Here is a 19,719-nt window from a genome sequence, read left to right as displayed (position 1 = left end):
TCACGACCTCGTTCTCGACCACGGCTAGGAGCGTCCATGACACTGACAGCGCGCCGCCGCACCAGAGCAGCCATGACGGTCCCGTCCGTCTTCGCGGTCCTCGCCCTCGCCGCGTGTGGCGGCGGTGGGGACGACGGTGACACGCCGTCGGCGGATCAGACGTTCCAGGAGGGGGGCGGCGCCGGTTCGTTCAAGGACCCCGAGCGCGAGGGACCGGTCCCGATACCGGACGACGCCGCTCAAGGAGGCACGCTCACCGTCCTGACGGCGGTCGCTCCGACGACGCTCGACCCGACGCAGGCCTACTTCACCGACTCCACCGCGATCATGTCCGACCTGGTCACCCGTTCGCTCACGCAGTACGCGTACAACGAGAAGACCAACGACATGCAGCTGATCCCGGACATGGCCACCGACCTGGGTCGGCCCAACGAGGACAACACGGAGTGGACGTTCACGCTCCGTGACGGCCTCAAGTACGAGGACGGCACCGACGTGACCGCGGACGACATCGCCTACGCCATCAAGCGCTCGTTCGCGATCGAGGAGCTGCCGGACGGGCCGACGTACAACACGACGTTCTTCCTCGACGGCGACAAGTACAAGGGACCGTTCCAGGACGGTGACGACTACAAGGGCGTCACCGTGAGCGGCAACGACGTCACGATCAAGATGCGTCGCCCGTTCTCCGACATGGACTACTACGCGTCCTTCCCGCAGTTCACCGCCATCCCGGAGGCGAAGGACAACCCGGAGAACTACGGCCAGCACCCACTGGCCACCGGGCCCTACAAGTTCGCCGACTACAAGGCGGGCTCGAGCCTGACCCTGGTCAAGAACGACCAGTGGGACCCCGCCACCGACCCGGGCCGCATCCAGGCCGTGGACGGCTGGGACTTCAGGTTCGCCCAGGACACCGCGAAGCTCGAGAACATCATCATCAACGACAACGGCTCCGCGGAGACGACGCTGACCTACGACAACGTCTCGGCCTCCTCGTACCGCCAGATGCAGGCCGAGAAGGACCGCCTGGTCGTCGGGACGACGCCCTGCACCAACATGTGGTACCTCGACATGACCAAGATCAAGGACCTCAAGGTGCGCCAGGCACTCGGCTGGGCCTACCCGTACGTCGACTCGTGGAAGGCCGCCGGCGAGATCGTCGGTGTCACCCGCGTCCCGGGCACCGCGATCCTGCCGCCGGGCACGGCCGGCCGGGTGGAGTACGAGGCGCTGCCGGGGCAGGACGGGCAGACCTACGACCCGGAGAAGGCGAAGGCCCTGCTGAAGGAGGCCGGCGCCGAGGGCTACGAGATCAAGTTCCTCTTCGCCAGCGACGACGAGCAGCTGGTCGCGCAGAAGGACGCCATCGTCAAGGGGCTCGAGGAGGCCGGCTTCAAGGCGACTCCGATCGCGTCGAGCGTGGAGACGATCCGCACGGACCGGACGGACTACAACAGCCCGATCAACATCCGCTCGACCGGCTGGTGCTCGGACTGGCCGACGGGCGGCTCGTGGTTCCCGGCCCAGTGGGCGGGCCGCCTGGTCGGCCTTGAGGGGATGCCCAACCCGGCCAACTTCAAGGTCAAGGAGATGGACAAGGAGCAGGACCGGATCTTGGACACCTTGGGCCCCGAAGAGGCTGCCTCGGCCTGGGGCGACTTCGACAAGACGATGGAGACGAAGTACTACCCGGCCGTCAACACCGGCTACTCCGGCTCGGCCATCATCCACGGCTCGAAGGTCGGCGGCATGTACAACGACAACGTGCGCGGGATGCCGACGTTCTCGATCATGTACGTCATCCAGTGACCGACTCCCGGTGAAGGCGGCACCACCACCCGCCTTCACCGGCGCTGTCGTCAGCGCAGCGGGCCCGGGTACGCCGCCTCGGCGGCGACGGTGAGACGGGCCCAGCGCCGACGCAGCCACACGAACGAACCGACGGCGACGGCGCTCGCGAAGGCCAGTGTCGTCCAGCCCAGAGCGCTGTGCCCGGCGCCGATCTGGTGCCCGGCTGTGAACGCCAGCGCCGTCCAGGTGGCCGACCAGGCGAGCCCGCCGATCAGGTTCCAGGCCAGGAACCGCGGCCACGGCATCCGGTTGACGCCGGCGAGGAACGCGGCGGTCGTGCGGAGCACCGCCACGAACCGGCCGCCCGCGACGACCGGCCCACCGTGCCGCGCGAAGACGTAGCGCGCGGTCTTTAGGCGTCGCTCGTCGAGGCGGACCAGGTGGCCGTACCGGCGCAGCAGCGGCCACCCGCCGTACCGTCCGACCAGGTAGCCGGCGTTGTCGCCGAGCACCGCCGCGGTCGCCGTCACGCCGAAGACCGCCCACGGGCTCCAGAGGTGGGCGTGGGACGCGTAGGCGGCGAGCAGCACCAGCGCGGTCTCGGCCGGGACCGGGAGACCCATCGCCTCCAGCGCGACCGCGGCGAACAGCGTCACCAGGCCGAACTGGTGGACGAGTGACGCCAGGAGGTGGGTCATGTCATGACGCTATGCCGGAAACCTGAAGCCAGGATGAAGCTGTGCCTGGCAGTGCACAGTGGAGACAGACGTTGACGACGAACGCGAAGGGAGTGTGCGGTGCGGGTCCTGGTGGCCGAGGACGACGTCCGCCTGGCGGCGCTCCTCGAGCAGAGCCTCGACGAGGCCGGCTGGCACGTCGAGACCGTGCACGACGGGACGTCGGCGTACGGCCGCGCGCTGCCCGGCGGGCTCCCGTACGACGTGCTCCTCCTCGACTGGATGCTGCCTGGCCAGGACGGCGTCACCGTCGCCCGGCGGCTGCGCGACGCCGGAGTGCGCACGCCCATCCTGATGCTCACCGCCCGCGGCCAGGTCACCGACCGGATCACCGGGCTCGACGCGGGTGCCGACGACTACCTCGCCAAGCCGTTCGACCTCGACGAGCTGCTGGCCAGGCTCCGCGCGCTCCGCCGCCGTACGGCGTACGACAGCGGCGAGGTCGACGTCGTCACGGTGCCCGACCCGGCCGGTGACCTGGTGGTCGACCCGGTCGCCCGCCGCGTGCGCCGCGGTGACGTGGAGGTCGAGCTGTCCGCGCGCGAGTTCGACATCCTCTACCTGCTGGTCTCGCGGGCGGGCCGCGTGGTCAGCAGGTTCACGATCCTCGACGAGGTGTGGGACGGGGAGACCGACCTGCGCAGCAACGTCATCGACGTGCACCTGGCCGCGATCCGCGCCAAGATCGACCGGCCGTTCGGGACCTCGACGATCACCACGCTGCGCGGCGCCGGCTACCGCGTCGACCCGGCGGACGGGGCCGCGTGAGGCCACCGCGGGAGTCACGGCGCTGGGCCGCACGGCTGCCGCTGCGGGTGCGTCTGGTCGCCGGGTTCGCCGCGGCCATGGCCGTGCTGCTGACGGCCGCCGGCGCGTTCGTCTACTGGCGGGTCGAGTACGCCCTGGACCGGGACCTCGACAGTGAGCTCGCCACCGCGACCGGGACGCTGCGCCCGCTGGTCGCGGCGGACGGTTCGGTGGACGACCGCCAGGCCGCGGACGCCACCGGCGTCGCCTGGCAGGTGCTCAGACCCGACGGCTCGGTCGTGGCCAGCGGCGTGAACGCACCGGCGGTCCCCCTCGTGACGCCCGGCGACCTGGCCGCGGCCGGTGACGGCAGCGTCACCGTGGACACCGGCCGCTTCCTGCCGGCGGCGAAGGCGCCGTTCCGGGCGCGGGTCACCACCCTGCAGCCCGACGACACGGCGCTGGTCGTCGCGATCCGCCGGGACCACCGCGACGAGGCGCTGCGCGAGCTGTTGCTCCAGCTGCTGGTCGCCGGGTTCGGTGCGCTCGTCGTCGCCGGTGTGGTGGGGGAGCGTCTCGCCCACGCCGCGCTGGCGCCGGTGGAGCGCTACCGCCGCCGGGCCAGCGACATCGCGGCCGGCCGCTCCGGGCTCCGGCTCGAGGTGCCGGAGGACCGCGACGACGAGGTCACCCGGCTCGGGCACACCCTGAACCGGATGCTCGACACGCTCGAGAACGCCCTCGAGCGCGAGCGCCGGTTCGTCAACGACGCCAGCCACGAGCTGCGCACGCCGCTGACGCTGCTCACCTCACGCATCCAGCTCGCCCGTCGCCGCAGCCGCTCCGTCGAGGAGCACGAGGCGGTGCTGGCCGAGCTCGAGGTCGACGTCACCCGGCTGGCCGCGCTCGCCGAGCACCTGCTCACGCTGTCCTCGCACGAGCAGGCCCGCCCCGCCGGGGCCGCGGCCACGACGGACCTCGCAGCGACGGCCCGGCACGGCGTGGAGCACCGCCTGCTCGCGGGTGTCGACGCCCTCGGCGACGTGCTGGTCGAGGCCGCGCCGGGACCGGTCGTCGTACCCCTGACGGGGATGGATGCCGAACGTCTCCTCGGCAACCTGCTCGACAACGCCCGCGTGCACGGCAAACCACCCGTGCGCGTGCGGGTGCGCGCGACCGACGACTGGGTGGTGCTCGAGGTCGCCGACGCCGGTGCGGGGATGCCCGCCGAGCTGCTGGGCAACGCGACCGGGAGGTTCGCGCGCGCCGCGGACGCGCGCAGCCGACCGGGCAGCGGACTCGGGCTCGCCCTCGTCGACGACATCGTGCGCGGCGCCGGTGGCGAGCTGCGGCTGTGCCACGCGGGCGTGCACCACCCGGCGGTGCCGGCGCTCGACGGGCCGTGCGACCACAGCAGCGCGATGACCGTCTCCGTCGTGCTGCCGCGGGTGCCCTGACCTGCGGCTTCATCTTCCCTTCATGAACGGCTTCCTAGCCTGCCGTGCATGACAGATCCCGGTCACGCCCCGATCTCGGCCGACCCGGCCCCTGCCGACGAGGCCGACCGAGGTCCGCACCCCGCCTGCTCCGTGTGAGTCCCCCCGAGACCGGTCAGGCGGGGTGCACCCCCGGTTCACCTGAGAACAGGAGTCCCGCATGTTCGACCTCGTCAACGGCCTCCCCCTCCACCCCCTGGTCGTGCACGCCGTCGTCGTCCTGCTGCCGCTCGCCGCCCTGGGCACCCTCGCGATCGCGGTGCAGCCGGCCTGGCGGGCCCGCTACGGGGTCCTGGTCGTGGCGTGCGCGGCGCTCGCGGTCGTGTTCATCCCGATCGCGACGTCGAGCGGCGAGGCGCTCGAGGAGCGCGTGGGCGACCCCGGCCTGCACGCGGAGCTCGGCGACCAGCTGCTCTGGTTCGCCCTGCCGCTGCTGGTGCTGGCCGCCGGGCTGGTGTGGCTGGACCGGCGTGGAGCCGCGACCAGTCCCTCCCGGTCGGAGGGCGGGGTCACCTGGGGAGGTGCGAGCGCGGCGCTGCGCGTGGTCACCGTCCTGGCCGTCCTGTCCGCCGCGGCGGCGAGCGTGCAGGTCTACCGGGTCGGCGACAGCGGCGCGCGTGCCGCGTGGGGTGACCAGGTCACGTCGGGCGGCACGAGCGGGGCTGCCGACGCCGCAGGGGACGGCGACTGACGCCTACCGCTGCGCGCGCAGGTACGTGCGCGCGACGTACCCCCAGGGGATGACGGCGAGCACGACGACGACCAGCGAGCAGTTGACGAGCATCTCGGTGGTGGCCGCGTCGAGCCGCCCGGACAGCGCGCGGGGGAGCGCGACGAGGCCGAGCCACAGCAGCTTCCACAGCGACTCGAACAGCAGCACGGGCAGCAGGGCGACCGGGTGCCGCAGCCCGAGCAGCGCCAGCAGCGACATCGCGGTGAGCATGCAGAGCACCACTCCCTCGTAGAGCGGCAGCTCCGCGACACCTGGCAGCAGCGGCCACCTGACGACGGCCAGGCCGACACCGACGAACAGGTAGCCCGCACGCAGCACGTGCAGGCGGGTCCGGGACAGGCCGGGAGTGGCGGGTCGCCGGCCGGTGTCGGCGAGAGAGGTGGTGGACATGGCGCTTCCTTTCGTACGTCGGATCAGGGGTCGTCGCGCGGCGGGAGGTCGAGGGCCTGCAGGGCCAGCAGCGGCACGCCGAGGTCGCGGAGCCGGCCGAGGAGGCCGTGCAGCCCGGCCTGGTCGGCCACGGTGACGCGCAGGGTGGTCGTCCCGTCGGCGTCGTGGCCGACGGCGGCGTCGCCCAGCCAGGCCGACCAGCACGGGTCGAGGTGGCCGGCGACACGGACTTCGTAGCGCTCGCCGGGCATCGTCATCGCTCCGCAGTGCGGGCCAGGATGCGGGCCGAGGTGCCCGGGTGCCGCGACGGGCCGGACCGGCGGGGGCTGCGACGGATGACGACCTCGGCGACGGCGGCGTTGACGACCCAGCCGGCGGAGACCGACAGGGCGGTGCTCAGCTCGCCGGTCCCGAACGCCGCCTGGCCGAGGCCCTGGGTGAGCACCTGGGTGCCGGCGCCCAGCCCGAGCGCGTACGCGCGGATCATCCACGCGCGGTGGGAGGGCAGGTCGCGCCGGCGGATGGCGGTGAACCCGAGCACGAGAGCGGTGCCCATCGCCGACGACACGACCAGCCGCACCGCCCAGAGCAGCCAGCCGCCGGGGGCGCCGGCGTAGAAGAGGGTCATCCAGAGCCCCGAGCCGGCGACGAGCAGACCGGCCACGACCAGGACCCGGCCGGCGCGCCGGTGCCAGGTGCGGTGGTTCCGCCGCAGCCGGGCCGGGAACTGGAACGCCCCCACCAACGCGTAGACCGCGGCGGCCAGCACGTGCACCACGACCGGGACGGGCGAGGCGTCCACCCGCGGGTTGTCCGGCATCAGCGCCGGCCCACCCGCGACCTCGACGAGCCGCAACGCCCCGGAGACCAGCGGGATCACCGACAGCGCGATCAGCGCCGGAGGGACCAGCCACCCGCGCCGCGACCCGGTGGTCATCACGCGCTCGCAGGGGTCGTGACGGCAGCGGCGGCGTCGGGAGCGGCGGAGTCGAGCTCGCGGCCCGCGGTACGGAAGAGCGAGATGCCCAGCGCGACCATGGCGATGCCGTTCGGGTAGGCGAGCAGCCGGTAGAACGCGTCCGGCATGACCGAGAGGGCGATGCTGACCACGCCACCGACCGCGAGCAGCACGGTCGCCCAGCGGGTCAGGACGTGGGCCCGGAACAGCGCGATGCCGAACAGCAGGCCGCCGAGCAGGTAGGCGAAGCCCTGGAGCTGGTGCATGGTCGCGAGCGCGCCGATGTCGCCCGCGGCCTGCCCGCCGGTGGAGACGGTGAGGACGTCGGCGACGTACGACGGGTCGGTGGCGGCGATGGCCGGCAGGACCGTGGCGGCGATGACCGTCGTGGCCATGATGCTGAGGTAGCCGGCCGCCAGCACGACGTAGCCGACCAGGCCCAGGACGCCGTTCCGGCGGACCTGGCTGAGGTACATGCCGGTGATGCCGACCAGGGCGAGGGTCGCCATCACGACCTTCAGGCTGTTGCGGACCACGACCTCGGTGGTGGTGATGCTGTCGACGTCCAGGTGCGGGTGGCCGATCTGCACGCCCACGAAGAGCAGTCCGGCGGTGGCGGCCGCGACGCCGGCGGCCCGGGTCAGGAAGGTGGTGGTGATGGTCATGGCCGTCTCCTCGGTTCCGGTCGGTCCGTGGCGGGCGCCGCGGGTATGACGGGAACGTAGGTCGCGCGACCGGGGCCGGGCGTCACCACATGATGTGATTCCCGGTGGTGAGCCGCGGCCCGGCCGGGTCAGAGGAGGCCGAGCTCCCGGCCGCGTCGGACGGCCGCCGCCCGGGTGCTCACGTCGAGCTTGGTGAAGATCCGCTTGGTGTGCGTGCGCAGCGTGTTCAGCGAGATGTACAGCTCGCGGGCCAGCTCGGGTCCGGTCTGCTCGCCGGCCAGCCGCCGCAGCACGTCGAGCTCGCGCTCGCTGAGCGGGTCCGGGAGACCCTGGAGGAGCGCCGGTGCGGAGGTCGGTCGCTCCCCGTGCAGCCGCGCGGCGAGCGCCGGGACCAGAGCGACGAGGGCGGGGTCCTCGTCGAGGAACAGCCGGGCGTAGGCGTCCGGCTCGGGGGCTTCGGCCAGCGCGAGGGTGAGGGTGCCGCGGGCGTCGTCCGGCGTGCCGAGCGCCAGCTCGGCGAGGGCGCGGACGACGCGGATCTCCAGCACGCTGTCGGCCCGGCCCCCCTCCGCGGCGGCCGCCTCGAGGAGCGCCAGCCGTGACGGCCACTGCGCCCGGTCGTCCGCGCGCCGCGCCAGCGCGACCCGGGCGAGGGTGAGCTCGGCGTGCTCGTGGAGGTACGTCGGCTCGGCGGCCGTGTCGACGGCCGCCGTGACGGCCCAGGCCTCCGCGGCCGCGAGGTCGCCGGCGGCGAGCTGGACCCGGGCCTTCTGCGACAGGAGCGGCCGGAGGTCGGGGTAGAAGCCCGGCCGGTAGCGCGCCCGGGCCTCGTCGAGCAGGTCGAGCGCGGCCACGTGGTCGCCGACGGCCGAGCGCAGCCGTGCGGACACGGCGTACCAGCGCCACTTGTTCTCGGTGATCGCCGCTCGCTCGGCCAGCACCCGGGCGGCCTCGAGGTGCGCCTCGGCGGCCGCGAGGTCGTCGGCCTCGAGGTCCAGCCCCGCGAGCCCGACGTGCAGGTCCGCCGTCGCCCGCGGGTACGGCGGGCCGCCGGAGGTCGCGGACCGGAGCGCGTCGTCGTAGAGAGCGCGAGCCCGCCCGGGACGTCCCGCGGAGAGCCACATGTCGGCCAGCTCGATCGTCGCGTCGAGCTCGTCGACCAGGTTGCCCGCTGCGTGCAGGCTCTCGACCGCGAGGCCGAACGTCTCGAGGCCCTGGCGGACGTCGCCCGCGGCCCAGAGGCCCAGCCCGAGGTACCCGGCGCCGCCGCCGCGGATGAAGTGGTCCTCGGGGCCGGCGGCGTCCAGCGCGGCTCGCGCGTGCCGCAGCGTGCCGTCGACGTCCCCGCGTGCCTGCGCGACGGACGCCCGGTACAGCTCGATCGCGCCGCCGATCGTCCGCAGGTCCTCGGTGTCCGGCCAGGTCGCACGCAGCGCCGGATCGGCGCGCCCGGCCCGCAGCAGCGCGTCGGCGACGTCGAGCAGGGCCTCGGCCGCGTCGAGGTCGCCGTGCATCATCTGCGCCCAGGCCGCGGCCACGCTGAGCACCGGGCTGTGCCGCACCACGGCGTCCGGCAGCGACCCCAGCCACGCCAGCAGCAGGTCGTCGCGACGCGCCCGGCGGACGTCGCCCAGGCCGGCCTCCATCAGCCGTCCCGCCCGCTCGTGGTCGCCGGCGTCCTGAGCGTGGCGGACCGCCTCCTCGACGTGCCCGTGCGCGTCGTACCAGTCGCTCGCCCGCAGGTGCAGGCGCGGCACCTCGTCGGGGTGCTCCGCGAGCAGCCGCCCGCGCAGGACGTCGGCGAAGAGGTGGTGGTAGCGGTACCAGCTCCGGGCCGGGTCGAGCGGCACCACGAAGACGTTGCCGCGCTCGAGCTGCTCGAGGGTCGCCGCACCGCCGGCCTGGCCGGTGACCGCGTCGCACAGGTCGCCGGTCAGCGCCTGCAGCACCGACGTGCGCAGCAGGAACGCTCGGACCTCGGGAGGCTGCCGCGCGAGGACCTCGTCGGCGAGGTAGTCCAGGACGAACCGGTTGCTGCCGGCGAAGTCCGCGACGAACGCCTCCTGCGCGGACGCGTCGGCAAGGTCGCGCAGCGACAGACCCGCCAGCTGCAGCCCCGCCGCCCAGCCCTCGGTCCGGCGGTCGAGGGCGGTCACCGCGGCGGCGTCGAGGTCGACGTCCATCACGTCGCTGAGGAACTGCTGCGCCTCGTCCGGGCTGAACCGCAGGTCCGCCGCGCGCACCTCGGCCAGCTGGCCGCGGCTGCGCAGCCGGGCGAGCGGCAGCGGCGGGTCGGCCCGGGTGGTCAGCAGCAGGTGGACCTGCGGCGGCAGGTGCTCGAGCAGGAAGGCGACGGCCTCGTGCGTCCCGGGGTCGGTGACGGCGTGGTAGTCGTCGAGCACCAGCACCCACGCGTGCTCGGGGTCGGTGGCACAGGCCTGCGCGGCGTCGTTGACCAGCGCCGGCAGGACCGCGGCGACGTCCGGGTCGCCCTCGGCCGGGTCGACCGGCAGGCCCGCTCGCGCCAGCGCGGCCAGCACGTACGCCAGCAGCCGTCCGGCCTGGTTGTCGCCCTCGTCCATCGACACCCAGGCGACGGACGCCGGGGCGGCCTCGTCCCCGGCCGGGGCCAGCCGCGCGCACCATTCGGACACCGCGGTGGTCTTGCCGAACCCGGCCGGCGCCGAGACCAAGGTCAGCCGGTGGCCCGGCTCGATCGTCGCGTCGAGCAGCCGCAGCAGCCGTGGGCGTGCCACCAGCCTCCGTCGGGGCGACGGAGCGATCAGCTTGGTGGCGAGCACCGTGGTCGGCACGCCCGCAGCATAGGTACGGCGGACGGGTCAGGTCCGGAGAAGGCAAGCCGATGGTCCCTCCAGCACGAACACCTCGTGCACCCGTTCCTCGGGAGGAGGACCCATGACCAGCCGCACCGTCGTCCTGGCCGGAGCGCCGAGCGCCCACGCCGTACCCATCTGCACGATCCTGCGCGCCCCCGACGGCGGCTGGGCCGTGGTCCTGCACCCCAGCGACTGCGACGCGCCCACCCCGTCGTCGCACGCGGTCACGTTCCAGGACGTCCCGGCCGCGACCCGCTACGCCCGCGCGCAGTACGGATTCCTGTACGTCGAGGTCCTCGACGATCAGCATCCGGACAACCCCGCAGCCTGACACCGCGACACGTCGGGATATCCCCGACGGCCGCCCTCACGGCGACTAGCGTCGACCGGGTCACTCGGGTGGCGGACGTGGGGTAGGACGATGTAGTTGGGGAGCTCGAGGATGCCCGTTCGTGCCTGGGGGCAGGCAGCGGCAGGGCTGGCGATCGTGGTGGTGGGAACCGCCCTCGCCGGCGCAGGTACGGCGTACGCGGCCGACGTGCCGACGTTGCCGGCGAGCCCGAAGGTCGGCGTGCCCGAGACCGGGCCGGCCGGCCTCGTCCGCATCCCGGTGAGCGCCGCAGCCGGCACCACCGTGCAGGTGCACGACGGCGAGACGGTCGTCGCCACGGCCTACGCCGGTGGCGGCGTGCAGTGGATCGAGCTGACCGCGCCGACCGGCAGGCACCGCTACGACGTCAGCGCGACGGACTACTCCGGCGTCGCCAGCCGGCCGACGACGGTGCGGGTCGAGGCCGACGCGACCCCGCCGGTCGTGAAGCGCGTCCGGGTCGCCCGCGCGACGCCGGCCGACGCGCGCACCCGGCTCTCGCTGACCACCGACCCCGGCACGTCGTACTCCGTCACCGTCGACGGCCTTCCCGTCGCCGACGGCACCAGCCCCGGCGGGGCCCTCGACGTGACGGCGGCGCTCGCCGACGGCAGCCACGTGCTCTCCGTCGGGCTGACCGACGAGGCCGGCAACCAGCGGTTCGTCGACCGCACCGTGCTGGTCGCGGTGCCGCGGCTGAAGGTCCGTGCCGCGCTGACCAGCGAGCCCGGCGACGCCAACCAGACCGTCGCGGTCACCGGCACGCCCGGTGCGCGGGCGGTCGTGACGGTTCCCCGGGCCGGCTCCCGCCGGGTCGTGCTCGGTGACGACGGCACCGCCCGCGCCTCGTTCGAGCTCGCCGACGGCGCCCACCCCGGCGCCCGGGTCCGGCTGACCGACGACTCCGGCCGGCGCGGCGTCACCCGCCTCGCCCCGTTCACCGTCGACACCGCGGCACCCCCGCTGGCCGTCGAGGACCTCGGCGGCCAGGAGGCCTGGGCCGCCCGGATCGCGGCCGAGCCCGGCAGCGACGTCACGTGGCAGCTGCGGGACGGCACCGGCGACACGGTCGCCGACGGCTCCTTCGCCGCCGGGGACGGTCCGCGCCGGGTCGAGGCGACCGGGCTCGAGGAGGGCGGATACACCGCCTCGGTCACCGCGACCGATCCGGCGGGCAACACGACGACCCGCGACCTCCCGACCGAGGTCGACGCGACGCCGATCAGCGCGGGCGACGTGGTCGCCGGTGCCGGCTCGGTGCTCGTGCTGATCATCGGGCTGGGTCTGCTCAGCCTGATCGTCTCCGCCCAGCGCGAGAAGGTCGCCGCCCGCCGCGAGCGCGAGGCGATGCGCGAGGCCGCCGCGGCCGGCGAGCGTGAGCGTGACGAGACCGCCCGCCGCCGGGCGGAGGACGCGGCGGCGTACCACGACCGGCTCGTCGACTACGAGCACGCCGCCCTCCTGCACGAGCAGGACCGGAAGGTCTGGGACGAGCGCCGGACGCACCTCGCCGACCTGCTGCAGCGCGCCCGGCTCGACCGCGGCATCCGGCCGACCGGCTTCACGGCCTTCAAGCTCCGCGCGTGGGAGCAGGTCTACTGCACCGTGCCCGGCTCGATGGTCGAGGTCCGGCAGCGCCAGGGCAGCAGCCACGTGACGGTCGTCGACGACGGCGACGTGACGGTGACCAGCGACCGGGTCGTGTTCTCCGGCTACAAGCGGCGCGAGTGGGCGCTGGCGCAGCTGGAGGAGATGGAGCACATGGGCGCCGACCGCACGATGATGAAGGTGAGCAGCCGCAAGACCTGGTCGGGCGTGACGTACGGCGACCCTGCCCACACGCGCCTCTGCATCGCCCTGGCCGCCTCCGACCAGGCGGGCACCCGCGACGACGTCGTCGCCGCGGCCGAGCGGGCGCTCGCCGCGCACGAGGCCGAGCGGCCGCTCGCACCGGAGCACCCCGGACCGCCGCCCGCCGGATCCGGGCCCGCAATTCCTCCGGTCGTCCCCGCACCTGCCGATAGCTCGGAGGAGAGCACGATCGTCTGAGCCGTTGTCGGGGGAGCTTCGCAGGTGCACGTCAGCAGGACCCGGGCCGCAGGCCTGGCAGTGATGGTGGTGTCCGCGATCGCCGCCCTGGCGGGCGTCGCCGGACCGGTCGCCCCGGCCTCGGCCGCACCCGGCTCGGACCGCTTCTGGGCCGGGCTGCCGTACGCCGGCGAGTTCGGCGCGCCGTCGATCATCCGCGAGGGCTCGACGCACTTCGCCTACGCCACCAACCTCGACGGCAACAACCTGCCCCTGATGACCTCCACCGACCTCGTCACGTGGAACGCGCGGGCCGCGTGGCCGCTCGAGTCGGGCTACAGCGGCTGGGTCGGCTACAACGACGCCATGCCGACGCCGGCCGCCTGGGCCGCGAAGCTGCCGCCGAACGGCAAGCCCGGCGTCTGGGCGCCCGCGGTCGCGAAGCTCGGCGGCCTGTACGTCGACGCCTACGCCGTGCAGACCACGGCCGGCAGCAACCGGCACTGCCTCTCCCTGGCGACGTCCTCGCTGCCGACGGGCCCGTTCGTCGACACCAGCAGCGGGCCGCTGTACTGCTCGTCGGACCCGATGGGCAGCATCGACCCGGCCTGGCTGCGGCACCGGGGCCGGGTCTACCTGGTCTGGAAGAACGCCGGGGTCCCGGGCAGCAAGCCGACCGAGGTGGTCGCCCAGGAGATGACCCCGGACGGCCTGGCGTTCGCCCCGGGCACGAAGCCCACGGTGCTCCTCGCGACCGCGGACAGCTGGGAGGGCAACGTCATCGAGGCGCCCTCGCCGATCGCGGTCGGCGGCCGGATCTTCCTCTTCTACTCCGGCAACCGGTACTCCACCGCGAAGTACGCGATCGGCTACGCCCGCTGCAGGACGCCGCTCGGCCCGTGCACCCGCGTGCGGTCCACCCCGTTGATCGAGGCCGACGGGTACGTCGCCGGGCCCGGGGCGCAGACGCCGTTCGTCGACCACACGGGGCGGCTGCGGCTGGCGTACTCCGCCTGGCGCTCCGGCCGGGTCGGCTACCAGGACGCCGCGACGTGCCGGTACGCCGCGGGTGGCTGCAACCAGCGCCGGATGTACGTCGCCACCCTGAAGGTGCGCGGCGACGGCACCCTCGAGGTCACCAAGCGGTACTGACGGCGCCCTCGAGACCGAGCGCGGTGATCTCGGCCGCCGCGGCACGCGCCCGGTAGACCAGCGAGCCGAGCGTCTCGTGCCGGGCGCTCACGCAGAGGATGGCGGCGCCGAGGCTGAGCCCGGGCAGGGCCAGCACGACGGTGCAGGCCTCGTCGCTGCCGATCGTCAGCAGGTCCGCCTCTCCGGGTTCGTCGTCGGGCATCGCCGTCGTCGCCATCGAGAACAGCGCGCTGGTCATCGCGCAGACCCGCTCGACGCGGTCGGCGGCCAGGCCGAGCGCGCACAGGTTGAAGCCGTCGGCGGTCGCGACCATGACCCCGGTCACCGAGGGGAGGGCCCCGGCCAGCCGCTCGAGCACCGGCACCAGCAGGGCACCGGTCCGGTCGGTGATGTCGTGCCACGCCCGCGCCTCGTCGGCACCGAGCTCGAACGTCGAGCGGTCGGCGTCGGCGGCGTCGACGGCCAGCGCGTCAGTCCACGGGCCGGCTGTCACGTCAGCCGGCCTGCTCGACGACCTGCAGGGCAGGGCCGCGCAGCGCCGCCAGCACGACGGCCTGCACGTCGCCCTGGTCGCGCGGGTCGGCGGCCACCAGCGGGATGGCGGGGGAGAACCGGTCGACGATCTGCCGGAACGCGTCCAGCTCCGCGTCGAGATCCTGGCCGTCGAGCCGGGTGAGGGCGACGGTGATCTTGTCCAGCGTCACCTCGGCCGCGATGAAGTCGAGCCAGAGCTCCGCGTCGAGCCCGGCGTGCTCGTGGTCGCCGAACAGCCACAGCACCACCCCGGCGCTGCGCGGCATCGCCGACCGCCGTACCAGGTCGAAGCGCTCCTGCCCGGGTGTGCCGACGACGGAGACGGTGCGGCCGTCCGGGGTGGTCCACTCGCCCATCTCCAGGCCCACCGTGGTCGTGGGCTTCACGTGCCGGCCGGCCCGGGCCTTCACCAGCGAGCTCTTCACGTCGGTGCTCGCCACGGAGTCGCCGCACAGCGTGAAGACCGCGGTGGTCTTGCCGACCCCGAACGGGCCGACGAACGCGACCTGCTGCTGCGCGCGGGAGCCGACCACGGGGGTCAGCGGGATGGGGGCGGTGTGCACGGGAGCGCTCACAGGACGAGCTCCTTCTCGATCGTGGCAAGCCGGAACCGCGCCATACCCAAGGTGGCGCGGTCCCGGTCGAGCACCAGGCAGAAGAACAGTCCGGGGTGGCCGGACACGACGCGCAGCAGGTGCAGCTGCGTCGTGGTCGTGACGAGGAGGTCCTCGATCCCTTCGCCGTCACCGAGCCGCAGGCCGTCGAGCGTGCGACGCATCGCCCGCACCACGTCGGTGCCGCCGGCGGCGGCGACCTCGACCGCGAGCCCGGTGCCCTCGTCAGCCGCGCCGAGCGGTAGCCCGGTCGCGGCGTCGACCAGGGCCACACCCAGGGCGCCCTCGATCGTCAGGGCGTCCTTGAGCAGGGCGGGCAGGTTCGACATCGACCACCTTCGACGACTGCAGTTCGTCTGGAATGTCGGATTCCGGGTGGTCGAACTTGAGAGCGGCCGCGCTCAGCGCCGCGCGTGCACGCCGTGCAGCCGCCGCACCGCCTGCCGGGCGTGGCGGGCGAGGAACGCCCGGGCCTCGTCGGAGAGCGCGACGCAGAACGCGACGAGCAGGACGCCGGTGAAGCCGGAGAGGTCCACGATCGCGACGGCGGCGATCACCTTGACGCTGACCCGCGCGGTGGCGAGACCGGCCCTGAGCGCCTGGGGGCCGCGGTGGTTGCGCAGCGACGCGGCGACGGTGAGCATCGCGAACGAGACGATGAACACCAGGCAGCCCAGCATCGGGAGCAGGCTCCACACGAGGAGGCTGCTGGCCAGGCCCAGCACGACGGCGACCCGGAGCAGGAGGCGGCGGAAGACACTGGCGGACGACTCGACGTCGAACGGGCCCAGAGGTGCGGACTGGGTCAAGGACGGCATGGGCGCTCCCGGGGACTGCGAACGAACTCATCTGGCGAGCAGCGCTCGTCGGCATACCTACCCCGACGCGGGTGGGCGAACACCCGATGCGGCGCAGATCTCACGAACCGGACCTCCTGCACGGCGCCTCCCGGCGTGGGCTGGTCCAGACGGGTTCAGAGCTCGTGCAGCTCGAGCAGCCAGCCGCGCACCGGCCAGTCCATCTCGGCCTCAGCCGACCGCGGCTCGCCGTGGAACGCGTGCTGGTAGCTCATCGCGCGCGTCACCGCGCCGGTACGTCGGGCGAGCGTGACCAGCTCGACGAGCTCCGCCCGGTCGGCGTACGCCGTGAACGGCTCGAGGTAGGCGTCCCGGACCCGCAGCACCCGCGGGTCGTCGACCTCGCACCCGGCGTGGAACGCCAGCGAGTTCATCGTGCAGAGCATGGTCGCGATCGGGGAGCCGACGCTGGTGTCGCCCCAGTCGATGACCCGGGCGGTCTCGACCGCGCCGGTCCAGCAGATGTTGGAGGAGTGCAGGTCGTCGTGCTGCGCCGAGTCCGGTACGCCGGACGCGGCGAGCGCCGCGCACCACGCGTCGTACTCCGGCAGCAGCGCTTCGAGGCCCGCGACCTCCTCGCGGGTGAGCCCGCCGTCGTCGGGGGTCCGGGCGGCGAGCTCCTCGACGAGCGCCCGGGTCTGGGCCGGCAGGGTGGCGGGCGAGGCCTCGGACACGCCGGCCGCCAGCATTGCGTCGCGGTGGTCGGCGAGCACGAGCTGGGCCTCGGCGTACCGGACGACGATGCCCTCCCACCACGCCCACAGCTCCTCGGGCGGCGCGACCGAGCGCAGCGTCGGCCCGGCGTCCCGGGTCAGCGACCATGCGCGCTCGTGGTCGGCGGCGAGCACCTCCGGCACCAGGTCGGGCACGACCTTGCCGAGCAGGTCGACCAGGGCGGCCTCGAACCGGATGCCCGGGCCGTTGACCTTGAACCACAGCCGTCCGGCGTCTGACTCGAACGACATCGCGCTGGACCACGGCCGGTTGTGCGGCTGCTCCCAGGCGCCGGTCAGCCGGATGCCGAGCGGGCGCGCCTGCTCCTGCACCCAGGCGCGGGCCTCCTCGTGGAAGGCGGTGCTGCTCCACAGGTCGACGGGCACGCTTCGCATCCTCCCCACGCGGCGGCCCCGCGGCAACGAGGTTTCACCCGTGGGAGCGCTCAAGGCTCCGGCACGGAGCGCCGACAACCAGAACAGGAGCAGGTGTCCGTCCTCACGGTCGACGCCGCCCGTGCCGGTCCAGGGTCCGGTGCGGTCCCGGTGCCGCCGGTGCGACGGACGCGGACCTGCCCCGGAGCGAGAGCGGCCCTTCGGCTCGGGGGATGCCGGAGGGTCGCTCCCGTCGGGCGTCAGCCGATCTGCACCTCGCCGTCGGTGCCCGTGCAGCCGGCCACCCGTTGCGAGCCCGCCCAGGGCGAGTCGACCGGGCTGCCGTCCGCCTGCAGCGCACGCTGCTCGAGGTGGATCCGGGCGTCCTCGACCTGCGGGCCGAGCCAGACCTGGAGGTGCGCCACGCCCCCGACGGGCGTGCTGCTGAACCGGGGCCCCGGGGTGCCGTCGACGACGAACCGCTGCGCCACCTCGGCGACCGCGGGCTCGGTGCTCAGCCACGTGGTGGCGCGGAAGCCCGCGAGCACGGTCTCGTCGCAGTCCCAGACCCGGTCGCCGCTGGTCAGCTCGACGACCGGCGTGGCCGCGTCGGACTGGGGGAGCGGCAGCACCGCCGGCGCGTCGGGGCCGGTCATGTCGCACAGCCGCAGCTCGCCGGCGTCGTTGCGCAGGGCGAGCACGGGCGTCGTGCCGTCGGGCGCCTCCTGCACCACGTCGTACAGCACCTCGACGCCGGCGGGGTCGTCGGCGAAGCCGTCGCCGGCGCAGTCCGCCACCGCGTCCGGGTCGTCGCCGGGACCGTGGTCGACCTCGAGCACCGACGCGCCGGTCGACGGCTCGGACCCGGACGTCATCGTCGCGGCCGGACCGCCGTCGCCGGACGGGGCGGGCGGGAAGGAGATCGCCGCGACACCGACGGCGACCGCGGCCACCGCCAGGGCAGCGACGACCGCCAGGCCGTTGCGACGTGCCCCAGCCGGGAACGCCGGCGTCCTCATGACGTCACCCCTCGGTTCGAGGTGTCGCGGCCACCGAAAGGTCCCCACCAGGGCGGCTCGCTCCCGAGCAGCCTACCGCCCAAATCACCCCAACTCGGGCTCTGAGCGGCAAACCCCTCGGCAAAGGTTCCGCGCGGCTACAGTGCTGGCACCGCACCGACCCGCGCCGTGGGTGGGCGGGACGAGCCCTCGGGGGAGCCGCTCATGACGGTCACGCAGCCGGTGCGCACCGGCGCCCGCCGCCGGCGGCGGTACGTCGTCAACCCGTACCGCGCCACCAAGGTGCCGACGCCGTACGCCCTGCACCTGATGAACCGCCTCGGCTGCGGCTGGTCGACGGCGACCTGGGCGCAGATGCAGGCGGCCGGCGGCCCGACGGCCTGGTTCGAGCGGCAGCTCGAGCCGGCGGGCGTGCCCGAGCACCCGCGGGTCGGCTGGATCGACGGCTGGTTCCCCGAGCTGTGGGAGACCCCGGCGGTGAAGTTCACCCGGAGCAAGGTCGGCTACGGGTACGCCGACCGGCTGTCGTCGTGGACGATGCTGCGCCGCATCCACAGCAACCGGCAGGTGCTGGAGACGATGGTCGACTTCTGGTCCAACCACCTCCACGTCGGCGCCGTCGGCGGCACGGCGTGGGTCAACCGGGTCGGCTACGACCAGACCGTGCGGCAGCACGCGCTCGGCCGGTTCGAGGACCTGCTCGTCGCGTGCACGCTGCACCCGGCGATGCTCACCTACCTCGACAACTTCCGCTCGGTGCGCGGCGCCCCCAACGAGAACCACGGCCGCGAGCTGCTCGAGCTGCACACCGTCGGCCGCGCCTCCGGCTACACCGAGCAGATGGTGCTCGACTCCGCGGTGGTCCTGAGCGGCTGGCGGATCGACTTCCGCGGCACCTGGGAGCAGCGCTACAACCCGCGCCAGCACACCACCGGCCCCGTGCAGGTGCTCGGCTTCGGCCACGCCAACGCCGCCGAGGACGGCCGGCAGCTCACGATCGACTACCTCCGCTACCTGGCGAACCACCCGGCCACCGCGCGCACGATCGCGACCAAGCTGGTGATCCGGTTCGTCGGCGACTACCCGAGCGCCGCGCTCGTCGACCGGCTCGCCGGCGTCTACCTGGCCGGCGGCACCGACATCCGCGCGATGCTGCGGCACCTCGTCGCGAGCCCGGAGTTCCAGGCCTCGGCCGGGCAGAAGTACCGCACCCCCGTCGACGACCTCGTCGCCACCGCCCGCGCCCTCCAGGTCCGGGCGACCAAGCCGACGAGCGGCAGGGCCTTCGCCCACCAGATCACCCACCAGCACCGCGGGCTGCCGCTCTTCCAGTGGCCGCGACCCGACGGCGCCCCCGAGCGCAACGCCGACTGGGCGTCGGCGGCCCGGATGCTCAGCTCGTTCCGGATGCACTGGGACCTCGCCTCCGGCGGCCACCCCGCCCGCGACGTGCACTACCGCAAGCCCCAGCGCTGGCTGCCCGCGAAACAGGTGCGCCTCGACCGGTACGTCGACCACCTGTCGCGCACCCTGCTCGGCCGCCGGTCCACCAAGACGCAGCTCAAGGCGGTCTGCCAAGCCACCGGCTACAAGCCCGACGAGGTGGTCGACAAGCGGCACCCGCTCGCGCGCGGCGACTTCGTCCGCGTCGCCGCCGTCCTGCTCGACTCGCCCGCCCACATGACGCGATGACGAGACAC

20 protein-coding genes are annotated in these 19,719 nt (G+C 73.9%); 8 read left to right on the top strand and 12 right to left on the bottom strand.

The window, feature by feature from the left end:
* Window positions 1-36 precede the first annotated feature (36 nt).
* Window positions 37-1,812 carry an ABC transporter substrate-binding protein gene (locus ETU37_RS15350; RefSeq protein WP_129988228.1) on the top strand — a complete coding sequence of 592 codons (1,776 nt, stop codon included), beginning with the start codon at window positions 37-39 and terminating at the stop codon, window positions 1,810-1,812.
* A 50-nt stretch (window positions 1,813-1,862) separates the two neighbouring features.
* Here ETU37_RS15350 and ETU37_RS15345 read toward each other — a convergent pair whose 3' ends face one another.
* Window positions 1,863-2,492 carry a DedA family protein gene (locus ETU37_RS15345; RefSeq protein ID WP_129988227.1) on the bottom strand — a complete coding sequence of 210 codons (630 nt, stop codon included), beginning with the start codon at window positions 2,490-2,492 and terminating at the stop codon, window positions 1,863-1,865.
* Window positions 2,493-2,591: 99 nt separating this feature from the next.
* Here ETU37_RS15345 and ETU37_RS15340 point away from each other — a divergent pair, with 99 nt between their 5' ends.
* The 3 genes from ETU37_RS15340 to ETU37_RS15330 all read left to right on the top strand — a co-directional run bounded on the left by ETU37_RS15340 (window position 2,592) and on the right by ETU37_RS15330 (window position 5,465).
* The gene (locus ETU37_RS15340; RefSeq protein WP_129988226.1) at window positions 2,592-3,299 is read left to right on the top strand and encodes a response regulator transcription factor; all 708 of its coding nucleotides are present in this window, start codon (window positions 2,592-2,594) and stop codon (window positions 3,297-3,299) included.
* Window positions 3,296-4,735: a sensor histidine kinase gene (locus ETU37_RS15335; RefSeq protein WP_240755760.1), complete on the top strand. Its 1,440-nt coding sequence runs from the start codon at window positions 3,296-3,298 to the stop codon at window positions 4,733-4,735. Before ETU37_RS15340 ends, ETU37_RS15335 begins: the two co-directional genes overlap by 4 nt.
* A gap of 199 nt (window positions 4,736-4,934) precedes the next feature.
* Window positions 4,935-5,465 (top strand): DUF2231 domain-containing protein, encoded by a 531-nt coding sequence (locus tag ETU37_RS15330; RefSeq protein WP_129988225.1) that lies wholly within the window; start codon window positions 4,935-4,937, stop codon window positions 5,463-5,465.
* 3 nt (window positions 5,466-5,468) lie between these two features.
* On the opposite strand, the gene ETU37_RS15325 is transcribed toward ETU37_RS15330, so the two are convergent.
* The 5 genes from ETU37_RS15325 to ETU37_RS15305 all read right to left on the bottom strand — a co-directional run bounded on the left by ETU37_RS15325 (window position 5,469) and on the right by ETU37_RS15305 (window position 10,333).
* Window positions 5,469-5,897: a hypothetical protein gene (locus ETU37_RS15325; RefSeq protein ID WP_129988224.1), complete on the bottom strand. Its 429-nt coding sequence runs from the start codon at window positions 5,895-5,897 to the stop codon at window positions 5,469-5,471.
* A 23-nt stretch (window positions 5,898-5,920) separates the two neighbouring features.
* Complete coding sequence (locus tag ETU37_RS15320) at window positions 5,921-6,154, bottom strand: hypothetical protein (RefSeq protein ID WP_129988223.1); 234 nt, start codon at window positions 6,152-6,154, stop codon at window positions 5,921-5,923.
* Window positions 6,151-6,834, bottom strand: coding sequence for a DUF2306 domain-containing protein (locus ETU37_RS15315; protein ID WP_129988222.1), 684 nt, complete (start codon window positions 6,832-6,834; stop codon window positions 6,151-6,153). The genes ETU37_RS15320 and ETU37_RS15315 overlap by 4 nt, the downstream gene beginning before the upstream one ends.
* The gene (locus ETU37_RS15310) at window positions 6,834-7,520 is read right to left on the bottom strand and encodes a hypothetical protein (protein ID WP_129988221.1); all 687 of its coding nucleotides are present in this window, start codon (window positions 7,518-7,520) and stop codon (window positions 6,834-6,836) included. The genes ETU37_RS15315 and ETU37_RS15310 overlap by 1 nt, the downstream gene beginning before the upstream one ends.
* Before the next feature lie 128 nt (window positions 7,521-7,648).
* On the bottom strand, window positions 7,649-10,333 hold the full coding sequence (locus ETU37_RS15305) for a winged helix-turn-helix domain-containing protein (RefSeq protein ID WP_129988220.1): 2,685 nt from the start codon (window positions 10,331-10,333) through the stop codon (window positions 7,649-7,651).
* A gap of 103 nt (window positions 10,334-10,436) precedes the next feature.
* On the opposite strand from ETU37_RS15305, the gene ETU37_RS15300 reads away from it, so the two are divergent.
* The 3 genes from ETU37_RS15300 to ETU37_RS15290 all read left to right on the top strand — a co-directional run bounded on the left by ETU37_RS15300 (window position 10,437) and on the right by ETU37_RS15290 (window position 13,907).
* Window positions 10,437-10,688, top strand: a complete 252-nt coding sequence (locus ETU37_RS15300; protein WP_129988219.1) for a hypothetical protein — start codon at window positions 10,437-10,439, stop codon at window positions 10,686-10,688.
* A gap of 111 nt (window positions 10,689-10,799) precedes the next feature.
* Window positions 10,800-12,776: an Ig-like domain-containing protein gene (locus ETU37_RS15295; protein ID WP_129988218.1), complete on the top strand. Its 1,977-nt coding sequence runs from the start codon at window positions 10,800-10,802 to the stop codon at window positions 12,774-12,776.
* Window positions 12,777-12,800: 24 nt separating this feature from the next.
* Window positions 12,801-13,907, top strand: a complete 1,107-nt coding sequence (locus ETU37_RS15290) for a glycoside hydrolase family 43 protein (RefSeq protein ID WP_129988217.1) — start codon at window positions 12,801-12,803, stop codon at window positions 13,905-13,907.
* On the opposite strand, the gene ETU37_RS15285 is transcribed toward ETU37_RS15290, so the two are convergent.
* From ETU37_RS15285 to ETU37_RS15260, 6 genes are all read right to left on the bottom strand, one after another.
* The gene (locus ETU37_RS15285; protein ID WP_129988216.1) at window positions 13,891-14,400 is read right to left on the bottom strand and encodes a roadblock/LC7 domain-containing protein; all 510 of its coding nucleotides are present in this window, start codon (window positions 14,398-14,400) and stop codon (window positions 13,891-13,893) included. The genes ETU37_RS15290 and ETU37_RS15285 overlap by 17 nt on opposite strands.
* A 1-nt stretch (window position 14,401) precedes the next feature.
* A complete protein-coding gene (locus tag ETU37_RS15280; protein WP_129988215.1) occupies window positions 14,402-15,016 on the bottom strand; it encodes a hypothetical protein in 615 nt (204 codons plus the stop codon).
* Window positions 15,013-15,384, bottom strand: a complete 372-nt coding sequence (locus tag ETU37_RS15275) for a hypothetical protein (protein WP_129988214.1) — start codon at window positions 15,382-15,384, stop codon at window positions 15,013-15,015. The genes ETU37_RS15280 and ETU37_RS15275 overlap by 4 nt, the downstream gene beginning before the upstream one ends.
* A gap of 72 nt (window positions 15,385-15,456) precedes the next feature.
* Entirely contained in the window at window positions 15,457-15,873 is a 417-nt protein-coding gene (locus tag ETU37_RS15270; RefSeq protein WP_129988213.1) for a hypothetical protein, read from the bottom strand.
* Window positions 15,874-16,028: 155 nt separating this feature from the next.
* A complete protein-coding gene (locus ETU37_RS15265) occupies window positions 16,029-17,012 on the bottom strand; it encodes an aminoglycoside phosphotransferase family protein (RefSeq protein ID WP_129988212.1) in 984 nt (327 codons plus the stop codon).
* Between the two features lie 248 nt (window positions 17,013-17,260).
* Window positions 17,261-18,019 (bottom strand): hypothetical protein, encoded by a 759-nt coding sequence (locus ETU37_RS15260; RefSeq protein ID WP_129988211.1) that lies wholly within the window; start codon window positions 18,017-18,019, stop codon window positions 17,261-17,263.
* Between the two features lie 204 nt (window positions 18,020-18,223).
* Here ETU37_RS15260 and ETU37_RS15255 point away from each other — a divergent pair, with 204 nt between their 5' ends.
* Window positions 18,224-19,711, top strand: coding sequence for a DUF1800 domain-containing protein (locus ETU37_RS15255; protein WP_129988210.1), 1,488 nt, complete (start codon window positions 18,224-18,226; stop codon window positions 19,709-19,711).
* The last annotated feature ends 8 nt before the right edge of the window (window positions 19,712-19,719 follow it).

The sequence above is a fragment of the Nocardioides iriomotensis genome, from assembly GCF_004168035.1.
GTDB classification, from domain to species: domain Bacteria; phylum Actinomycetota; class Actinomycetes; order Propionibacteriales; family Nocardioidaceae; genus Nocardioides_B; species Nocardioides_B iriomotensis.
This window is presented reverse-complemented; position numbering and strand designations above follow the sequence as displayed.

Excerpts from the sequence above, each read along its gene's own strand:
- ETU37_RS15350 (WP_129988228.1), top strand. The coding sequence starts at position 37 with ATGACACTGACAGCGCGCCGCCGCACCAGAGCAGCCATGACGGTCCCG.
- ETU37_RS15345 (WP_129988227.1), bottom strand. The coding sequence starts at position 2,492 with ATGACCCACCTCCTGGCGTCACTCGTCCACCAGTTCGGCCTGGTGACG.
- ETU37_RS15330 (WP_129988225.1), top strand. The coding sequence starts at position 4,935 with ATGTTCGACCTCGTCAACGGCCTCCCCCTCCACCCCCTGGTCGTGCAC.
- ETU37_RS15325 (WP_129988224.1), bottom strand. The coding sequence starts at position 5,897 with ATGTCCACCACCTCTCTCGCCGACACCGGCCGGCGACCCGCCACTCCC.
- ETU37_RS15320 (WP_129988223.1), bottom strand. The coding sequence starts at position 6,154 with ATGACGATGCCCGGCGAGCGCTACGAAGTCCGTGTCGCCGGCCACCTC.
- ETU37_RS15315 (WP_129988222.1), bottom strand. The coding sequence starts at position 6,834 with ATGACCACCGGGTCGCGGCGCGGGTGGCTGGTCCCTCCGGCGCTGATC.
- ETU37_RS15310 (WP_129988221.1), bottom strand. The coding sequence starts at position 7,520 with ATGACCATCACCACCACCTTCCTGACCCGGGCCGCCGGCGTCGCGGCC.
- ETU37_RS15300 (WP_129988219.1), top strand. The coding sequence starts at position 10,437 with ATGACCAGCCGCACCGTCGTCCTGGCCGGAGCGCCGAGCGCCCACGCC.
- ETU37_RS15295 (WP_129988218.1), top strand. The coding sequence starts at position 10,800 with ATGCCCGTTCGTGCCTGGGGGCAGGCAGCGGCAGGGCTGGCGATCGTG.
- ETU37_RS15275 (WP_129988214.1), bottom strand. The coding sequence starts at position 15,384 with ATGTCGAACCTGCCCGCCCTGCTCAAGGACGCCCTGACGATCGAGGGC.
- ETU37_RS15270 (WP_129988213.1), bottom strand. The coding sequence starts at position 15,873 with ATGCCGTCCTTGACCCAGTCCGCACCTCTGGGCCCGTTCGACGTCGAG.
- ETU37_RS15260 (WP_129988211.1), bottom strand. The coding sequence starts at position 18,019 with ATGAGGACGCCGGCGTTCCCGGCTGGGGCACGTCGCAACGGCCTGGCG.
- ETU37_RS15255 (WP_129988210.1), top strand. The coding sequence starts at position 18,224 with ATGACGGTCACGCAGCCGGTGCGCACCGGCGCCCGCCGCCGGCGGCGG.